This window comes from Pseudomonas psychrophila HA-4, from assembly GCF_000282975.1.
Taxonomy (GTDB): domain Bacteria; phylum Pseudomonadota; class Gammaproteobacteria; order Pseudomonadales; family Pseudomonadaceae; genus Aquipseudomonas; species Aquipseudomonas psychrophila_A.
The window spans coordinates 12,209-30,596 of the sequence record NZ_ALJC01000100.1; the positions used below are offsets into that span (position 1 = coordinate 12,209).

The 18,388-nt window shown below is 53.4% G+C and carries 16 protein-coding genes; 8 read left to right on the top strand and 8 right to left on the bottom strand.

Annotated elements, in window-relative coordinates:
- The first annotated feature begins 7 nt into the window (after nt 1-7).
- From B347_RS0115815 to cyoD, 6 genes are all read left to right on the top strand, one after another.
- Nucleotides 8-1,276: a phosphatidylserine decarboxylase family protein gene (locus tag B347_RS0115815; protein WP_019410663.1), complete on the top strand. Its 1,269-nt coding sequence runs from the start codon at nt 8-10 to the stop codon at nt 1,274-1,276.
- A 318-nt stretch (nt 1,277-1,594) separates the two neighbouring features.
- Nucleotides 1,595-1,834: a hypothetical protein gene (locus tag B347_RS0115820; protein ID WP_019410664.1), complete on the top strand. Its 240-nt coding sequence runs from the start codon at nt 1,595-1,597 to the stop codon at nt 1,832-1,834.
- A 105-nt stretch (nt 1,835-1,939) separates the two neighbouring features.
- A complete protein-coding gene (locus tag B347_RS25095) occupies nt 1,940-2,884 on the top strand; it encodes a COX aromatic rich motif-containing protein (protein ID WP_019410665.1) in 945 nt (314 codons plus the stop codon).
- Between the two features lie 11 nt (nt 2,885-2,895).
- Nucleotides 2,896-5,007: a cbb3-type cytochrome c oxidase subunit I gene (locus tag B347_RS25100; protein WP_423812787.1), complete on the top strand. Its 2,112-nt coding sequence runs from the start codon at nt 2,896-2,898 to the stop codon at nt 5,005-5,007.
- Nucleotides 5,004-5,636, top strand: a complete 633-nt coding sequence (locus tag B347_RS0115835) for a cytochrome c oxidase subunit 3 (RefSeq protein WP_019410667.1) — start codon at nt 5,004-5,006, stop codon at nt 5,634-5,636. Before B347_RS25100 ends, B347_RS0115835 begins: the two co-directional genes overlap by 4 nt.
- Nucleotides 5,633-5,968: a cytochrome o ubiquinol oxidase subunit IV gene (cyoD, locus tag B347_RS0115840; RefSeq protein WP_019410668.1), complete on the top strand. Its 336-nt coding sequence runs from the start codon at nt 5,633-5,635 to the stop codon at nt 5,966-5,968. The genes B347_RS0115835 and cyoD overlap by 4 nt, the downstream gene beginning before the upstream one ends.
- Nucleotides 5,969-6,287: 319 nt before the next feature.
- On the opposite strand, the gene B347_RS0115845 is transcribed toward cyoD, so the two are convergent.
- The 6 genes from B347_RS0115845 to B347_RS0115870 all read right to left on the bottom strand — a co-directional run bounded on the left by B347_RS0115845 (nt 6,288) and on the right by B347_RS0115870 (nt 13,458).
- Complete coding sequence (locus B347_RS0115845; protein ID WP_026014232.1) at nt 6,288-6,803, bottom strand: YagU family protein; 516 nt, start codon at nt 6,801-6,803, stop codon at nt 6,288-6,290.
- A 78-nt stretch (nt 6,804-6,881) separates the two neighbouring features.
- Nucleotides 6,882-8,192 (bottom strand): cytochrome c, encoded by a 1,311-nt coding sequence (locus B347_RS0115850; RefSeq protein ID WP_019410670.1) that lies wholly within the window; start codon nt 8,190-8,192, stop codon nt 6,882-6,884.
- 10 nt (nt 8,193-8,202) lie between these two features.
- Nucleotides 8,203-8,742 (bottom strand): (2Fe-2S)-binding protein, encoded by a 540-nt coding sequence (locus B347_RS0115855; RefSeq protein ID WP_237719140.1) that lies wholly within the window; start codon nt 8,740-8,742, stop codon nt 8,203-8,205.
- Between the two features lie 2 nt (nt 8,743-8,744).
- Nucleotides 8,745-11,678, bottom strand: coding sequence for a xanthine dehydrogenase family protein molybdopterin-binding subunit (locus tag B347_RS0115860; RefSeq protein ID WP_019410672.1), 2,934 nt, complete (start codon nt 11,676-11,678; stop codon nt 8,745-8,747).
- Between the two features lie 170 nt (nt 11,679-11,848).
- Nucleotides 11,849-12,853, bottom strand: a complete 1,005-nt coding sequence (locus B347_RS0115865) for an XdhC family protein (RefSeq protein ID WP_019410673.1) — start codon at nt 12,851-12,853, stop codon at nt 11,849-11,851.
- Nucleotides 12,854-12,894: 41 nt separating this feature from the next.
- Entirely contained in the window at nt 12,895-13,458 is a 564-nt protein-coding gene (locus tag B347_RS0115870) for a nucleotidyltransferase family protein (RefSeq protein WP_100218038.1), read from the bottom strand.
- Between the two features lie 472 nt (nt 13,459-13,930).
- Here B347_RS0115870 and B347_RS0115875 point away from each other — a divergent pair, with 472 nt between their 5' ends.
- Both B347_RS0115875 and B347_RS0115880 read left to right on the top strand, forming a co-directional pair.
- Nucleotides 13,931-15,115, top strand: a complete 1,185-nt coding sequence (locus tag B347_RS0115875) for a serine hydrolase domain-containing protein (protein WP_019410675.1) — start codon at nt 13,931-13,933, stop codon at nt 15,113-15,115.
- Between the two features lie 104 nt (nt 15,116-15,219).
- Nucleotides 15,220-16,143 carry a transporter gene (locus B347_RS0115880; RefSeq protein WP_019410676.1) on the top strand — a complete coding sequence of 308 codons (924 nt, stop codon included), beginning with the start codon at nt 15,220-15,222 and terminating at the stop codon, nt 16,141-16,143.
- Between the two features lie 78 nt (nt 16,144-16,221).
- On the opposite strand, the gene B347_RS0115885 is transcribed toward B347_RS0115880, so the two are convergent.
- Nucleotides 16,222-17,250, bottom strand: coding sequence for an AraC family transcriptional regulator (locus tag B347_RS0115885; protein ID WP_019410677.1), 1,029 nt, complete (start codon nt 17,248-17,250; stop codon nt 16,222-16,224).
- Nucleotides 17,251-17,803: 553 nt separating this feature from the next.
- Entirely contained in the window at nt 17,804-18,220 is a 417-nt protein-coding gene (locus B347_RS0115890; RefSeq protein ID WP_019410678.1) for a hypothetical protein, read from the bottom strand.
- Nucleotides 18,221-18,388 lie beyond the last annotated feature (168 nt).

The window sequence follows — 18,388 nt, forward strand, 5'->3', positions numbered from 1 at the left end:
GTTCTTTATGACGACTCAATTGAAACCTAGCGATACAACATTCATGATTGGGAAGTGGATGCCGTCTGATCAGAAGACGCTCTCTGATTGGCTTAGGTTGATAATGTCCAAGGCTGAAAGTAATGAGGGTCCACTGTTGCCAGCAGTAGAGCGTTTCAAGAATTTCATTGAGACGGACCCAAAGGCGTATATGTTTTTCAATCAAATGTTTGATCAGGTATCTAAAAAGAGGGATATTTCACCTGCTGGGCTACCTCAAGTTCGTGACTATAAGCACATGCTTCAATTGATGAATGTGATCATGACTCACGCGCCTGAATTTAACAAAAGTGGTTTGGTGGGGTGTCCTTTTAATGCAATATTTGATTGGTCAATGGCAACTAAGCAGGGCTGGGCAGGGTTTTTGGATGATAAAGTAAATATGCACTTGAAAGACGTACTCAATGAATGGGGTCGTTTTTTGCGCTCTCCTGATAGTGCCCATGTATTAAATAACGATCCTAGATCGGGCTGGTTCGGATCTGATGCAATGGCGCTCATGCCGAATTTTGCTAGTGAATTTCAGTGTGAGCCAGATCTCCCTAATTATGGCTATAAATCCTGGGATGATTTTTTCACTCGTAATTTGCGCGAAGGTGCCCGTCCAGTCGCAGAGCCTGAGAACGATGCGGTTGTGATTAATGCCTGTGAATCAGCGCCTTATCGTATCTCCCGCAATGTTAAATTGCGGGATGAGTTCTGGATAAAAGCCCAACCTTATGCATTGCAATTTATGATGGATAATGATCCGTTAGTTTCAAAGTTTGTTGGAGGTACTGTTTATCAGGCATTTCTGAGTGCGTTGAGTTATCACCGGTGGCATGCACCCGTTTCTGGCCGGGTTGTGAAAACACGACTGATTGAAGGAACTTACTACTCGGAGACCTTGAGTGTCAGCGTGGATGCGTCTGGTCCTGATTTGTCACAAGCGTATATTGCGGAAATAGCCACGCGGGGTCTTGTTTTTATCGAGGCAGATAACAAGGATATTGGCTTGATGTGTTTCATGGCCATCGGAATGGCTGAAGTGTCTACGTGTGACATCACGGTTTTTGAAGGGCAGCATGTTAAAAAGGGAGACCAGTTAGGCATGTTTCATTTTGGTGGGTCTACGCATTGTTTGTTCTTTGGTCCTGACGTTGATATTGAATTCGATACGCATCAACAAGTCCCAGGGCATGGCAGTAGCAATATCCCCATCAACTCTCGAATTGGGACGGTTAAATCAAATAGCTAACCCGTAAATTTATTCGGAGTCAGTACTGAGTCGTTAGAAAGCGATTCAGTACCTACTGTGTGACTGAATGAGTGTCGGGTACTAATATTTTGATAAGCCCCAGCGAGGTGAGTGATGGGGGAACGCCTTGGCTCACAACGGCCCCGAGCTCTGCGGTATCATTCTTGACAGATCAATAGCGCTTATCTATGTTCAATCGAAACGCTAATACCCCTATAAAAAAGACCACTAACCTGAGTGAGTTTGTTGGCTACGCTTTGCATCAGTCGTGGTGTCCTGCCTAAGGACAAAGGGTTCCAACTTGTTCAAGGAGTGAACATGCCTGAAGTGAACGTTGATGGTATTCGCGATTTCATCGCACCCGTCGGTGGGTGGGGCGCTTTAAAGGCAATAGCCAGTGCCATTCGCGCGCAACTGGGCAATGTGCACGCCGTTACCACCCTCCTGAGATCCAACCAGCTCGACGGCTTCGATTGCCCCGGCTGCGTATGGCCTGACAACAAACACCCGTTAACCTTCGAGTTTTGCGAGAACGGTGCCAAGGCCGTCACGAAGTAGCCTCCTGACGGTGGCATGGACTGGCGCCACCTCGGCGCATGCCTTGCTCCAAGGCAACGCTCATAGAAGTGCTGATCAAGTAGTAAGACCTAAGGAGATTACAGCGTGAAAGGAATCATCACGTGGGCCCTGGTTGTTTCGGCCCTTTCGTTGCCAACCCTGGCACAAGCCGCTTTACCTGCCGAAACGCAGGTGTATTCAGCTGGCTTTATCGATGCGGCCGGCCCGGTCGCGGCCGCGCAATTCGAGCATTTCCAGACCATTATTTCGCTGATGCTGATTGTGGTCGTGCCCATTTTCATTCTTGTTCCATGGGTGCTTTGGCGTTATCGCCGCGGCGGTCGCGGCGCATACCGGCCAGACTGGGATTTCAACTGGGGCAACGAAGCCGTTTTGTGGGGCGTCCCGATTGTGCTGATCATTATCCTCAGTTCGGCGCTGTGGGCGCACACACACAAGTACGACCCTTACCGACCGCTGGGCAATGATCCGCTGGACATTGAAGTGGTCTCGCTGGACTGGAAGTTTCTGTTTATCTACCCGCAACAGGGCATCGCAACGCTGGATTACCTGGCCCTTGAACAAGACCGTCCTATCCGGCTGAAGCTCACCAGCGGCACCGTCATGCAGTCCTTCATGATCCCGCAATTGGCCGGGCAGATTTACACCATGGCTGGCATGACCACGCAACTGAACCTGCTGGCCGACCAGGAGGGTGAGTACCTAGGGCGAAACACCCAGTACAACGGTGATGGTTTCGCCACCCAGTCCTTCCGCACGGCAGTGATGCCTAAGTCGCAGTTCGACAATTGGGTTATACACACGCAAAAAAACACTCAGACCTTGGATCTGGCCACGTATGAGGCACTGCTCAAGCCCAGCATCGAGCATGTTCCGCGTTATTACGGCACGGTCGACGCCGGTTTGTTTAACCGCGTACTTGCCAGGTTCACTGCTGGGCATGCCCACGCTGACAGCACCCCCGCCGAGGTCTCACAAATACGTGAGCACCATCACCCACAGAACAATCCAAAAGGGGCAGAACAGTGAGTTGGGAGACTATTTTCGGACAACTTGGCTGGGACTCGCTGGTCTTTACCGGCGCCATCAAGCACCCTTCCGCCAGCGAGTTCGTGGCGTTCGGCGCGGGCAGTATTGTGGTGCTGGGGGCCGTCGCCGTTGTGGTTCTGCTAACCGTGATGCGCTGGTGGGGGCCGCTCTGGCGCGACTGGCTGACCAGTGTCGATCACAAAAAAATCGGCATCATGTACATCGTGATCGCCCTCGTCATGTTCTTGAGAGCTCTGATCGAAGCCGGTGTGATGCGCTCGCAACAACTGGCCGCTTACGACAGTGCGGGCTACTTGTCAGCTGACCACTTTGGCCAGTTGTTCACGACCCACGGCACCATCATGATTTTCTTCGTTGCGATGCCGTTCATCACCGGGCTCATGAACTACGTGATGCCTTTGCAGATCGGTGCGCGGGATGTCAGCTTCCCGCTGCTCAACGCCATATCCCTGATGCTGACGGCGGCTGGCGCGGGTCTGATCATGGTGTCGCTGGTGGTGGGGGAGTTCTCAACCGGCGGCTGGAGCGGCTATCCGCCATTTACCGGCATCGAGTTCAGCCCGGGAGAGGGCGTGGACTACTGGATATGGTCAGTCACCTTGGCCTCGATCGGCTCGACCCTGACCGGGCTAAACTTCGCGGTAACACTCTATAAAAAGCGTTGCCCGGGCATGGACATGTTCCGCATGCCGCTGTTTTGCTGGACCACACTCTGTACCTCGATTTTGATGATCTTCGCCATGGCGCCGCTCACCGTCGCCACGATCATGCTGGCCCTGGACCGCTACGCCGGTTTCCACTTCTTCACCAACGGTGACGGTGGGAACATGATGAACTTTGCCAACCTGTTCTGGCTGTTCGGGCACCCGGAGGTCTACATCCTGTTGCTGCCAGCACTGGGCGTGTGGTCTGAAGTGGTGTCGACGTTTGTCGGCAAACGAATCTACGGCTACACCTCACTCGTGTACGCGACGATGTGCATCGCGGTGCTTTCGTTCGGGGTATGGCTGCACCACTTTTTCACCATGGGGCAAAGCGCCAACGTTAACGCCATTTTCGGTATTGCCACGATGATCATTGGCATACCGACCGGGGTTAAGGTGTACGACTGGATTCTGACCATGTTCCGGGGCCGAATCCGCATCACCACGCCCATGCTGTTCCATATCAACTTCCTGTTGACCTTTGTATTGGGCGGCATGACCGGCATCCTGCTGGCCAACCCCACTGTCGACTTCCAGGTGCACAACTCCCTGTTTTTGATCGCGCATTTTCACAACATGATCATTCCGGGCGTGCTGTTTGGCATGTTTGCCGCCGTTCAGTACTGGTTCCCCAAAGCCTTTGGGTTCCGTTTGCACGAAGGCTGGGGCAAGGCTGCGTTCTGGTCGTTGGCACCGGGCTTTTTGTTGGCGTTTTTCCCGCTCTACTGGCTCGGTATGAATGGCGCGCCACGGCGCACCGTGATGTGGGCAGACCCCGCGTTTTACCCTTGGTTGGCCTTAGCGATGCTGGGCGCGGTGCTGCTGTTGGTGGGCACTGTGTTCTTGCTGGTACAGATTGGCGTGTCGATCCGTCAGCGCCGCCAGCTCGCCGTACCGCTGGGCGATCCTTGGGACGGGCGTTCGCTGGAGTGGTCGATTCCCTCGCCACCGCCGGCCTGGAACTTCGCCGTGGTGCCACAGGTGGACGGCCGGGATGCCTTTACCGAGGCCAAGAAAAACGGCCAAGCCTATCGCTCACCCGCGGCCTACAGCGACATTGAAATGCCTTGCAATTCCATGGTCGCGCCGTTAATCGGCATCTTTACCTTTACCTTGTCGTTTGCCCTGGTCTGGCATATCTGGTGGCTCGTCGTGGTGTCGTTCATCGTGGTCTGGGGGGTGGTGATCGCCCGATCGTTTGTCGCGCAGACCAACGAAATCATTCCGGCCAGCCGAATAGAGGCCGAACACGAAGCCTTTTTGGCCGCCGCACGTGCCACTCCCGGGGTGACGCGCGACCTGGAAATGAGCCCGCAAAACCGAGGTAAGGCGGCCCCCGACAGGCTTGGACAGCCAGGCCAGAAACGACCTGATGACGTGCTGGAGTCAGCAATATGAATGCGCCTCAACCTCTGCATCCAGGCGTGAACTTGGATGTGACTGACCGCAAGAGCCATGAGAAAGCGTCAGAAGTCATCTTCGGTTTCTGGATTTTCTTGATGAGCGACCTGGTGCTGTTCGCCGCGCTCTTTGCCACGTATGCGGCCATGAGCACACAAGGTATTGCTCAAGGTCCGACCCCCTCCGAGGTCTTTGACCTCGGTTCAGCTTTTATTGAAACGCTCTTGCTGTTGTTGTCGAGCTTCACGTTCGGCTTCGCCATATTGGCCATGAAGTACAGCACCAGCCGTCTGCGGCTGCTTGCCTGGCTTGGCGTCACGGCATTGCTCGGTGCGGCGTTCGTGGCTTTCGAACTTCACGATTATTACGTGATGATCGTGAACAACGACGCGTGGCCGCAAACCAGCGGCTTCCTGTCCGCTTACTACCTGCTGACCGGCACCCATGCCGTCCACGTATCGGCAGGCATTTTGTGGATGATCGTCCTGGCGGTCCAAGTGATGACACTTGGGCCCAACCCCCTCGTCAAACTGCGCCTTCTGCGCCTGGCGCTGTTTTGGCACATGCTTGATATCGTCTGGGTGGGGATCTTCACCTTCGTCTACCTGTTCGGAGTCGCCGCATGAATCTAAAAACCGTATCGAACAGTGCCCCACCGGCCGAGTCGCGCCATGAACAACGCAATTATTGTATTGGCCTCTGCCTAGCGCTGGTGCTGACCCTGATCGCGTTCGGCCTGGTCTGGCTGAAAATGGTGAGCGGCACTCAGGCTCTCGCTGTACTGGGGGTGTTAGCGCTGGTGCAAGTGGTGGTGCACCTGCGTTTCTTCTTGCACATCGATTTGGGCAAGTCCCATCGCGATGATCTGATGCTCATCCTGTTTACCTCATTGATACTGCTACTGATCGTACTGGGGACTATCTGGATCTTGTGGGATCAACATGCGCGCATGATGTGAGTGGGGAGTGGGGCAGCAAAAAAGGGTGAACGCATGGCGTTCACCCTTTTGTTTTGTTTCGATCTTTAGGCGCTGCAAAGAAGAGGCGAAGCGCAGGCGTTGCCTTTAAACGGCTGGGTATTACAACGATTGATCCCAGTTAGTCATTAAGAAGCTGAATACCGCAAATACCACTAAACACACCACGATTACATGATGCTTCTTGATTTTACTTCTCATGTTTTTCCTCTTTATACGCCCTGAGGTCCTCGAGCCAGCCCATGCTGCTCGAAGCCCGATTTAAAGCCATGACGATAGCATGGTATTCGCGGCCCGGAATTCAGAAGCGATTTAATGATGCGCGGGAGCGCAGGTCACGCCGCACAGCTTCAATGGTCCAGATCCAGAATGCCGTTCCCACAAACTCGGAAATCAACGCCTGCGGGCCTGCAATCCACAACCAGCCGGAAAGCCCCATTAGCGGCACGACGAGCCCATGGGCCAACACTGAAACGCCGATTCCAAACACAATGCCGTGCAGAAGGTTGGCTCTGGGAAAGCGTTCAACCGCGAGGCAATAAATGATTGCAATGGTGATGGAGAAAAGAATATGGACGCCGTTTCCCCCCCAGTTGATGCTGTAGCCCATCCAGTCATAAGTCAGGGCATCCACGTTAACGCCCAACTTCTCCAGAAGGACCACGGGCGGCGGCGTTGTACTGAGGGTTCGAGGTGGAATCAATGTCTCAAAGCCCGACTTCACAAGCGCAGAGATGATGCCGGCCACGACCCCGGCGAAAAGCGCTAACGTCATTCTTCTGTCGTTTACGGGGCGCTCGGCGAATAGGTTCAACATGTCACACTCCCTGTGCTCATTAGTTAACGTCATGCGCCCGCCATTATTGACAGGCGCCAGTTTGAGTGATGTTTGACTTTAGTCTGTTTTGGTTTTTTTGACCGGCGCGATTGCCTCGACTTGCTCTGCTGTAATTATCTTGCCTTGGCCTCCCCATTGAGCACGCATCCACGAGGCTAACCCCGCAACTTCTTCAGCACTCATTCGATCCGCGAATCCCGGCATGGCGTACATACGTTGGTTACCGGTGAACGTTTGCGTGGGAACACCCTGCAAGATAACGGTCAGCAGATTAACCGGGCTGGCCATGATCACAGCAATATTGCCATTCATTGGCGGCGCAACATTTGGAATGCCTTCCCCCTCGGTACCGTGACAACCGGCACACGCGGACATGTAACTGAGTCGGCCACGCTGCAACGCTGTATCACTGGCAGAAGGCAGTGGCTCAGGTCCTTTTGCGGGCGTAAGCAACTGACCATCCTTGCCTGTCATCAGGTATGAGGCGATAGCCTCCACATCAGTCGCTTGCATCGCACTGGTAGAGAAGTGCGTCACCGTATACATGCTGCCAAAGGCTGTGCCTTGGGCAGAGATGCCGGAGCGTAGATACTCGCTCAATGAGGCAGTGCTGAAGCCCCGCTTTGCCAGCGTGTTGGCAGTGATATCAGGGACCACTAGGCCATCGACGACGTCGCCGCCCTCTAAAGAGCGTGCGAAAGAAACACCCATAGTCACGTTGCGCGGCGTATGGCAGGCACCACAATGCCCCAACCCTTCCACTAAATAGGCGCCGCGCAACCATTGTTCCGATGCTCCTTCCCGTGCAGGTGGTTGACGGTCTGGAAAGTTGATCAGTGCCCAAAAATTCATGAATGGCCGCACTGGCAGCCTGAATACTCCGGTATTAGCAACATTGGGCTCAGCAACCGACGGCAGGCTCATGATGTAGGCATACAAAGCATCAATGTCTTCGGGGCGCGTGATATGGGTGAAAACGAACGGCATGCCCGGATACAGATTTCTGTTGCCTGGCGCGATGCCGTCACGCAGCACACGATGAAAATCTTCACGGGTGTACTTGCCGATACCGTAGGTCTTGTCCGGGGTTATGTTGGACGAATAGAGGGTTCCAAAGGGTGTATCAATAGGTACACCGCCAGCACCTCCCGGCCCCTGAGGCAGCGAATGGCAGCCCATGCAATTGCCTGCCAAGGCCAACTCACGGCCACGCGGGAGCAACTCCCGGGTCTGCGCATCCGTTAGCGGCTCCTGCACACCAGGTGCAACAGTGGAGGGGCGAAACAGACCCAGTAATACGGCTAGAGCCAGCACAACCGCTACAACAAGGAAACCCACCAAGCCATTGCGTAAACGAGTACGTTTCATCGCCTGCTCCTTAGTCGATCACACAGCCAGGCGTCTTTAGCGCGACGTCCTGAACAGCCTGGTAGTAACGGACATACCCGGTACAGCGACAGATATGGTCATTGAGCGCTGTTTCGATTCGACTTTGTAAGTCGGCACGTTTTACAGGTTGGCGCTTTAACGATTCGACAAACACGGTTGCTGCCGTCACGAACCCCGGGGTGCAATAACCGCACTGAAATGAAAAGTGTTCGATAAATGCCTGCTGTATCGGGGTCAGGGCGCTCACCTCGCCCTGCGCATCCCGCTTGGCCTGGCCCTCAATGGTAATCAGCGTTTTGCCATTAAAAAAATGAGCGTCAAAGATGCACGTACGCGTTTCTATGGGGACGCCGTCTGGTTGTATTTCCATGACGGTGCACGCATGGCAAATACCTTGCCCGCACCCAAAACGTGTGCCTGTGAGATCAAGATAATCATGCAAAAAATCGATCATGGGCATGCCCACAGGCGTGTCTACCGGACCTACTTTCTGACCGTTTATGGTCAGAGTCAGTGAGCGTTTCTCAATACTCATCGCATCAACGCCTTTTTAATTTTGTTGGCTGTCACTGGAAGCTGATAGAAGCGCGTACCAATGGCATGAGTAATGGCATTCCCTGTCGCCGCTACAACCGGGATCATCACCACCTCGGCCAACCCTTTGGGTGGGGATGTTTCAGTAAGAGGATCAAGATAGGTTGCCGTTTGCGTCCACACGGCGACATCTTTGGCTCGTGGCAACGTGTAGCGGTTGAAGTTCCAGGTGCCGTTCCCCGGGCCATCACCGTACAAAGGGAGCTCCTCCATCAGCGCGTGGCCAATGCCCATGGCGATACCGCCCTGCTGCTGGCCTGACACCAGAGCAGGCACAATGACATTGCCGGGATCGAGCAAGCTGTGATGTTTCATAATCTCAACGTGCCCGGTGAAGGTGTTGACATTCAGTTCAACCAGACAGGCTGCGGGGGTATAGGTGGTGACCCCCGCGTTGTTGCGCTGTGCAGACGGAAACTGAACGTTACTACGCTTGATAAAGTCATAGCCGCCGGTGGACATTCTTGCTTTCAGCGACTCAGGAGCGGCCTCTCCATAGCGCACTGCAATCGCATCTGCGGGTAAATTCTTAACCCCAAGTCCAGGAATATCGAAATCCGCACGGGCCCATTGCCAACGGCTGAAGCAGTGCAGGGCGACACCTGTGACAAGCCCCATGTCATGCGCTTTACGGGCGATTGTTTCGAATGCTATTGGCGCCATACCACCGCCGCCTATGCCGCCAGGCACCGCCCTCAGGTCTTTGGCGGTCATATAGCCACTCGCCAGTTGACCACCTGCGGGGCCACTGCTCCAAATGGCCTGAGCGGCAGGCCAAACAGTATTTTCAAGCAGAAATTGAGCCGCCTGGCGTGTGCCAAATCCGATGAAGTAGACACTGTTTGAAGCACTCATCGCTGGCAAAATAGCGGGCACCCAGAAAGGGTCGCGTTCAAGTTCGTCCTGTTGTTCCTGTGTAATGGAGAACGGTTCGAAATTACTCTTGAGCGGTAACTGAGCAAAGTGGGTTTCGCCAAAAATTGCGATATCAGGTGCCTTGCCCAATAAGCGCTGCACCATGACTTGCTGCGCCGTCGTAGCACCGGTGCCAATTTCTTGTACACAGTGGCGCATTGTGATCTTGCCTGCGGCATCGAACTCTAATAACAGTGCCGTGGTATCTGCGCCTGTTCCATAGTCTTTCTGAACTTGAGCAAAGCCCACGCCATAGCGACGCCCGGGATTGGCTGCCTCGTATTTAACTTTTTCCTGCTCGCGGTTTAGCCACAGTGGATGACGCGAGGCGAGGTCAAGCATTTCCACGTTACGTGGGTCACCCAATTGGACCGCGCCCTGAGTGTTTGGATCGCCCGCACGTAATGCATTCCTTTTACGCAATTCAATGGCGTCCATTCCCAACTGCGCAGCCACTTCGTCAATCAGTAACTCGGTGATAGACATGGCCTGGAGAGTGCCGTAGCCGCGCATCGAGCCCGCTTCGACAGCGGGGGTTGCTATCGCAGCAGTGGCCAGATCGGACGTGGGGAAGTAATAGATGGACTGAGCTGCGGTGGCAGCAACTTGCGCCACAGAGAAAGAGAAATTGGCGCGACCACCACCATTACAGTTATAGAACGCTTTGAGCACCTCGAACTTCCCTGTTTTGCGATCAGCCACCAGCGTTAGATCCATCTCAATACTGTGGCGCTTCATACCCAACTGGAACTGTTCGTAGCGGTCATTTGCCAGGCGCACGGGTAGGCCATCGCCATAGAAACAAGCTGCGATCGTGTAGAAGGGGAATATGGAGTGATCTTTGGAGCCATATCCAACGGTCGTGCCAGACACCAGCTCAATCTTCTCAACGGGAAAGTGCTTGTTATCTTTGACCATGAACGCGGCTACCCGCGCCACTTCATAGGGCGACTGCGCCGCAATCAGTACATGCAAGGTACGTGTCGATGCATCGTACCAAGCATTACCGTTGTCAGGCTCCATGGCACTGGGGTCAATGGACTGCGAAAAACCTTGGCGTTGCAGGACAAGTTTTGCAGGATTGTTACGTGCTGCTTCAATATCGGCCTCAATAATCCCCGCAGCGGCCATACCTCGGCGCATCGGTGCATCGGTCTCCTGAGCGACTTTTAATGGATCGCGAACACCTCCACCGCCGCGATGAGGCAACAACACTGAACGTGGAACAAAGATTCCGTCCGGATCTGCCTTAGGCCAGGTCGGCGTATCACCGTCAAAATTCCCCCAAATAACAGCATCCTGGATAGGTGAAAAAGCCGGAGGGTCAGATGGCGTCTCACCACCGATTCTCACATAACGCGCTGCACCATAATTGGGAGGCTGGATCAATCCCGTCTGCTTGCCATATTTGACGGCAGTGGTTTCAAATCGCAAACGCCGCTTGGCCGCTTCAAAGCGGTCAAAGTCATGGAAGATCAACAAGGCCACGGGGTGCCCGTAAAGGGGGGCCGTGTCACCCGCCGGCAGCAGAAAGTTTTGACCGTAAAACCCAATGCCTAAATCGGCCAGTTCCGGGACACGGACCCCGTCCTTTTCTAAATCGGCATGCTTTAAAACCCGATCTGGCTGCAAGTCCGGCCCAAGCATTGACAGGTCAATATCGTCAAATGCATGTTCGACGTCGGTTGCTTTGAGGAAAAAACCATGCGCTTGTTTTTCAGGCCAGCCCGGCAAGTTTTTGGAGCGGAAGTCCCGGGCGAACACCTTTTCTCCGGTGACTTTTCGTATCGCATCCCATCGATATTTCACACTGCCATCTGGCGCCATCCATTCAGATGTTTGCGCTCCTGAATGAACTTCACGCGCCTGAAGCGCAGGCAAGCGGCCGAACATAACCGTGATGCCCGCAAACGTACCCAGCTTGATAAAGTCGCGTCGATTGATACCTGAGGCCATGTTTGCTTCCTTTAAACACAGTCATACCGCTTTAAGTTGCCATTGAGCAGAGAGGCAAGCGCAAAATAAAAAGCTTAGATACAAAGCGTTAGATAGCCACATTTAAGTAAAAGAAATTCTCTTGGACGTTAGTTGGCTAACTGTCAGGGTGTTCATGTGGCCCCACTCAATCAGGTGCGCTCAAGTTGCTCTTTTTTTTGTTTGCCCACGCTAATCTGCATCGCAGGTTCAAGGATGACGCCGTTTTTAATGGCAATAATCTCCGCCATGATGCTCACCGCGATTTCAGCAGGCGTTTTACTGTCGATGAATAAACCTATGGGGCCGTGCAACCGTTGCATCGTTTCCTTTTTAATCTCAAAGTGCTCCATCAATCGTGCACGCCGAGCCTCATTGTTCTGACGCGAACCAATGGCACCGATATAAAAAGCGGGGCTCTGGAGCGCCTCCAGTACCGCTAAATCATCAAGTTTAGGATCGTGACTGAGTGTCACCACGCATGAACTTGGGTCTGGCCTGAAAGCGGTGACTGCATCATCTGGCATACACCGCAACAGGGGAACTTCGCTCTCGTTCCAGCTATAAGTATGTTCAGGACGAGGGTCGCAGACCGTGACCGTAAATCCCGTGCTCTGCGCAATTGCCGCAAGATACTTGGCGAGCACCCCGGCACCGATCAGCAACATGCGCCATCGAGGTCCTATGTACATAGTTAGTTGATGATTATCTAAAAACAAAGGTGCGTATTTGTTGACGACGGTCAACTGCACATCGCCTGTTCTGCAATCCACAGTACGGCGTACCAAGGCGCCGCCATCCAGATAATCCAAGAGCTGTTTAAGCTGCTCCGCACAAGGATTACGCTCCAACATCAACTCAATGGTGCCCCCGCACGGTAAGCCGAAACGGTGTGCTTCCTCTGCGGTCACGCCGTAGCGAACCACAGTGGTTGATGGCGTGGTCTCTATCTCTCTAAAACGATCAAACAGGTCATCTTCAATACACCCGCCCGAGACTGATCCCACCATTTCTGCCCCGACCCGCAGAGCCAGCATCGCTCCGACAGGTCGAGGCGATGATCCCCAAGTCTTTACAACCGTGATGAGCAACGCGGCTTGTCCTGCTTTCCGCCATGCGTGCAGGGCACGCAAAACCGTTATATCGACAGCATCCATGGCTTCTCCGATAACAACGTTGTGACACCTGTGAGGTGTGATCAATGGGTGCAAAGCCAAAGCTCGGCTTGTTGCAAATCTTCTACGGTGTCGATGTCATACACGATGCCTGGGTCATTAACCAAAAGGGTTTTGACTTGCCCTTGATTGTCCAAGGCTTGCAGTACTGAACGAGCCCCTTGATCACCCCGCAAGGCCAGCAACGCCTCAGCACAACTCGCTACGAAAGCGACAGGGTGGCCTTGGCGCTGTTCCCAATAGGGGACGACGGCCTGATAGGGTTCGTCTGCGATTAAAGCCTGCGCAACGGCGCGTAATGTCGTAGAGCGCACCAGTGGCATATCAGCAGGCAAGATCAACCAACCGGCCGCACCCTGCGTAGAACGCACACCGCAGGCAATGGAGTCACCCATGCCTTCAGTCTCTGCACCCGCAGGATTGACGACATGGCACTGCAAGCCAGCCTTTGCCACGGCTTCCAGCACATGGCTCATTACCGGTTTTCCAGCCAGCAGTGCTTGCAGTTTATGGGTATGCCCACCGCTGGAAGCAAAGCGCGTACCTTTACCGGCGGCCAGCACTAGCACCGTTACGTTCATGTTCATGGTCCAAAACCACTGCTCTCGCAGATGCTTGAAAACATTGTTTAAGCCACTCCCTGCAACGGTTTCGATGGGTTAGGCGGCTCTAGACATCTTTCAGGGCTGCTCGTCGACGCGACACAGTGCTTCACGATAGCTCGCTGTCGACGATCCGTGGATTTAATTAGGCGAGGAGGGCGCTATGCCATCCGGCTGTCTCGGGCATTTCCTTCTAATCACTATCAGGATGTTGTGTGGGTGAGCTCAACCCCCCCCCTGCTAGGCATACACATCGCCCACTTGCCTCTAATTAAATAAGTGCCTAATTCCGACACCCTGTGCTGGCAGACGACAGACGCTTCGAATGGGTTTTCTTACTCTCCCCCTCAGGCCGACGCTTAATGCTTCTCGTCGGCCTAAACCAGCCTTGCCACTGCACATCCCGCAATAGGCTCTACCGAGCACATTAGGGGTGGGTTCAAAGAGAATAAGAATAATGAATCCAGGTATCACTTCATCAATCGATCTTCTGCTCGAAGCCATCACGGCTGGACAACAACGCGTGCCAGGCGTAGTTGCAGCCATAACAGACCGAGATGGTTTGCTCTACGAGGGTGCTTCAGGGCAACGAACGCTCAGTCAAGCTGATGCAATGACGACCGACAGTGTTTTCGCTTTGTTTTCCACGACTAAAGCGATAACTGCCACGGCAGTGCTTCAATTGGTCGAGGACGGCCTTCTGGATCTTGATGCGCCCGCCAAAGACTATGTGCCGATGATCGGCGAACTTGAAGTGCTCGAAGGGTTTGATCCCGACGGCACTCCGCGGCTTCGCGCTCCCAAAAAACACATCACGACCCGGATGCTTCTGCTTCACACGGCAGGCCTGGGGTACGAGTTTTTTAACGAGAACTACAACAGGCTAGTTGTGGAAGGGCACCAGCCCAGCATCATCAGCGGCTCGTTGGCAGCACTGAAAACGCCCTTGCTGTTTGAGCCTGGTGAACAGTGGGAATACGGATCCAACATCGATTGGGCCGGCCTGGTGGTCGAGGCCATTACCGGTAAACGTCTGGGCGAAGTGATGCAGCAGCGTATTTTCGAGCCTTTGGGCATGACTGATACCGCCTTTAGCATGAACGCCTCGATGCTCCAGCGACGAGCTGGAATGCATCAGCGTGAAGAGGATGGATCGCTTACCCCAATTGAGGGCTCCCTCCTTCCAGAAGATCCTGAAGTGCACATGGGAGGCCATGGTCTGTTCTCGACAGTGAAGGATTATTGCCTGTTTATCCGGGCCTGGCTAAACGATGGGCAGGGTGATTACGGACGAATTCTGAAACCTGAGACCATTCGTTTCGCTGAAAAAAACGGGCTCGACAATCTGAAAATAAAAGCCCTTCCCGGTGTTATTCCGAGTATTTCCCATACTGCGGAGTTCTTCCCAAACATGCCAAAGTCATGGGCGTTGAGTTTCATGATCAATGAACAGGACGCCCCCACCGGTCGTCCTGCTGGCTCTTTGGCGTGGGCTGGGTTAGCCAACCTGTTTTATTGGATTGACCGCAAAAATGGCATCGGTGGTTTTTGGGCCACTCAGATATTGCCATTCGTAGACCCTATTTCGACCAAGGGTTATCTGGATTTCGAGACGGCGGCCTACCGCAATCTGACCCCCTAAAACGTACTGACTCGCTTTGCACAAGAGCCCCCCAAGGGCTCTAGGAAGTGGTGCAAGAACACCATTCCCTTCTCCAAACACAACAAAAACAAAATAGGTGACTCATGGAGATCTCCAAACGTATCCCTGCGCGCGCTCGATCTGCAGTATGCGTATTTAACGCTTCAACGATCAGCGCCGGCGCGTTGCTACTGACACTGACGGGCAACGCCCAAGCCATCGATGTGGATGCCGGCGAATACACCGCAGCGTTACCAGCCGGCAGCAATATTGGCCTGCTTTACCTCCAGCATGCTGAGCGGCGGTCGCTTTACAGTGACGGTCACAAGGTTGCGATCAAAGCGGGACTCGACTCGGATGTCGGCATATTGCGCGCCGCGAACTACCAGCAGTTGGGTGACTACACAATTAATACGCAGTTCTTGCTGCCATTCGGGCGTCTGGAAGGAACACGCGACAACGACTCGTTGGGACGTACCAGTGGCATAGGCGACTTGATTTTGGCCTCCACCCTTTGGCTCGTGAATGATCCAGCGAACAATCGCTACTGGGGGATAGCGCCCTACCTGTTCGTGCCGACCGGTAACTATGACCGAGACCGTGCACTCAACCTTGGCGAAAATCGTTGGAAAATGACGTTGCAGACAGGCTATGTCACCGGACTCACTGAAAAGCTGTCGTTGGACCTCACCGCTGATGTGACCTTGTTCGGAAAAAATGACGACTTCACGAGTCAAGGCCTGACGTTACGTCAGAAGCCTCAATGGCAAGCCCAGACCTACCTCAGGTACGCCGTGACACCTAAGCTCTCGGTGCATGTTGGTGCCTCTCAACTCTGGGGGGGGGAGACAAGTGTTGAGGGTAAGAGTCAGAACGATGAGCCCAATACAAGCAATTTACGTGTCGGGGGATCGTACTGGATCACGCCTAAGTTTCAGGCCCTGCTCAATTATGGCCAAGACCTTGTGGTCGACAACGGCTTCAAGGAAAAACAACGCCTTAACCTACGGCTGTTGTGGGTGTTTTGACCCCAACACGCCGTTGGTTTCCTAGGCGCTGAGACAGGGTTAGGCGTCACTCTCGGTGTTCTTTCCCGCCTTGCATCGCTAGCGCAGTTGGCGCTGCAAGGTTTGGGAGGGTAATTCACTGAAACGCTTGCGGTAGATGCCCGCAAACTCACCCAGATTTAGATAGCCCCATCGATAGGCGATGGTGGAAACAGTCGTACCTGACGTCGGATCCGTTGCCAATAAATCTCGGCGCACGCCTTGCAACCGCTGTTCGCGCAAGAACGCACTGGGCGTTATACCGCGAAAACGCGTGAAGGCCCCACTAAGTGCTCGCACACTGGTCCCGACGAAACTGGCAACCTCTGCCATCGTCGGTAGATTTGCTGCATTGGCACTCATGTACTCTTCAGCGGCCCTGACATAACGCGGTGCAATCCGGTTCATTGGACTATTGAAGTCAAACCCGGCTTGTTTGGCGCGGGCAGCCCACTCGCGCAGTAAATGAACACACAGACTTTGCTCTAAATGTGCCCCAATGCGTCCTTCCGCCATTTGTTCAGAAGACTCGGCTACACAACGAATCGTGTACTCCAACAGACTTAGCCAGCTAGAGCCGATGCCGCCGATTATGCATTTATGTCTCCAGAATCGATCATCGGGCACAAACCCAAACCACTGCAGCGCCATCCTCTCCAAAACTGCATGAGGAATAGTCAGATTCAGTTGCAAGTGATCCGGGTCGAGGTCGATCCGGTAATCGACACGGCTGCAATTGGCAATAAAGGATTCGCCTACCGCTGTATCTTCGGTGACCGAACGCTGAGTCCAATGCCGGGCGTTACCGCGAATAGTCGTGAGCAGTAATGCATTCCCTGCCTCGCACGAAAAATCATCGACGCTCACGCCGACGCCATAGGCAAAACGGGTCAGCGTCAACTCGCCAATCCTGGATGAATGCATGGTCGCGTGCGGCTTGATGGCATGCCCGACGGGAAGGACGCGATAGGGCATGTAAACGCGATCTGACCAGTCGCTGATTTCATCCCAATCATTTGAAAAGTTTTTATGGTGCTGGCTTATCGGCTTACCGCTGACATCGGTTAACAACGCATGGTCGAAAAGCATGGATACACCTGTTTTTTATTGTTTTAGGTGAGCCGCTGATAAGAGTTGAACCTCAGTGTGACGGTAGGTAGCGCATCGAGTGCTACTCACTGATCAGCAGCGGGTGATTGAGTGCTAAACAATCATTAACCCCGACATAGTAAAACAACAAAAAAGCCTAGGATAGATCCGGATTCATACTCTGGCGCATACGATAGTGGCAGAGCTGCTGGCAGAGTAATCGCCTCTCAGACGGCGACGCTTGAGGCGCGTTAAACAGCAACCGGTAAGGTCTCTCAGGTGCTCGCAGGCCCCGTCCAGCGCCGTGATAGCGCGTACTACAGTTGCGGCATTGCTCTTCGCAATTACTCTGTTTTGAGTGGGGTAATCGGTGTGAATTTTAGGGGGGCGTAATAGATGGGTTGAACTCGCCACGGCGTAGGTGGCGTTATCCACACCGCTGCTGCGTTCAGTCCGTTTTCAACTTCTCGCATGGGATGCAACCTTTGATCGACCACCACCACGCAGAAATTGCCGGCCAATTCTTTTATGGGGGCAATGGCGGTGGTGTTATTTAAATATCATCTGTGTATTTATCAATATTCTTTTTCAGTAAATCGGGCATTTCACCGTCAATTGATTCAGTTTCATTCTTAATGAATGCCACGAACTCAGCGTATTTTTTCATGGCAAACAGGGGGTGAACGTTAATGAAATATTTTCTAACGGCCGTGCAATAAAAGTCGTAGTAGAAATCTTCTTGGCAGTCATGGGTGCCCAAGCAGTAGCTGATTTGTGTGTGGATAAAAATAACTTTGGCAAATAGCCTGCCGTTTTCTAATACGCGTTTGGTCTGTGCGATAGCATCTAAGCTTTTATAATCGCGAAAATCTTGGAAAGTCTCTTCTAACAGTGCCAGTAACTGAGGGAAGTCATCATTGATGGTGATCGATCTATTGGGCTTGAATCGGTCTTTGAACGTCCATGACATGGTGTATTTAACCTCGTAGGTGCGTGTGCGTTATGGGGCGTTGACTGGCAAGTAGTCCAATAGGGTGAGTTGTCTGATCCCCGGCTGTGGATTATTGACAGGCGGTGATGTCAGTGTGTGACGGATCGTGTTGAGTTGTTTGTTTCTGCAAGGTGCGTCGACGTGTAA

Coding starts and splice junctions, on each gene's coding strand:
- B347_RS0115885 (WP_019410677.1), bottom strand. CDS start 17,250: ATGCTTTTCGACCATGCGTTGTTAACCGATGTCAGCGGTAAGCCGATA.
- B347_RS0115860 (WP_019410672.1), bottom strand. CDS start 11,678: ATGGCCTCAGGTATCAATCGACGCGACTTTATCAAGCTGGGTACGTTT.
- B347_RS0115850 (WP_019410670.1), bottom strand. CDS start 8,192: ATGAAACGTACTCGTTTACGCAATGGCTTGGTGGGTTTCCTTGTTGTA.
- B347_RS0115875 (WP_019410675.1), top strand. CDS start 13,931: ATGAATCCAGGTATCACTTCATCAATCGATCTTCTGCTCGAAGCCATC.
- B347_RS0115835 (WP_019410667.1), top strand. CDS start 5,004: ATGAATGCGCCTCAACCTCTGCATCCAGGCGTGAACTTGGATGTGACT.
- B347_RS0115865 (WP_019410673.1), bottom strand. CDS start 12,853: ATGGATGCTGTCGATATAACGGTTTTGCGTGCCCTGCACGCATGGCGG.
- cyoD (WP_019410668.1), top strand. CDS start 5,633: ATGAATCTAAAAACCGTATCGAACAGTGCCCCACCGGCCGAGTCGCGC.
- B347_RS0115820 (WP_019410664.1), top strand. CDS start 1,595: ATGCCTGAAGTGAACGTTGATGGTATTCGCGATTTCATCGCACCCGTC.
- B347_RS0115845 (WP_026014232.1), bottom strand. CDS start 6,803: ATGTTGAACCTATTCGCCGAGCGCCCCGTAAACGACAGAAGAATGACG.
- B347_RS0115815 (WP_019410663.1), top strand. CDS start 8: ATGACGACTCAATTGAAACCTAGCGATACAACATTCATGATTGGGAAG.
- B347_RS0115890 (WP_019410678.1), bottom strand. CDS start 18,220: ATGTCATGGACGTTCAAAGACCGATTCAAGCCCAATAGATCGATCACC.
- B347_RS0115870 (WP_100218038.1), bottom strand. CDS start 13,458: ATGAACATGAACGTAACGGTGCTAGTGCTGGCCGCCGGTAAAGGTACG.
- B347_RS0115880 (WP_019410676.1), top strand. CDS start 15,220: ATGGAGATCTCCAAACGTATCCCTGCGCGCGCTCGATCTGCAGTATGC.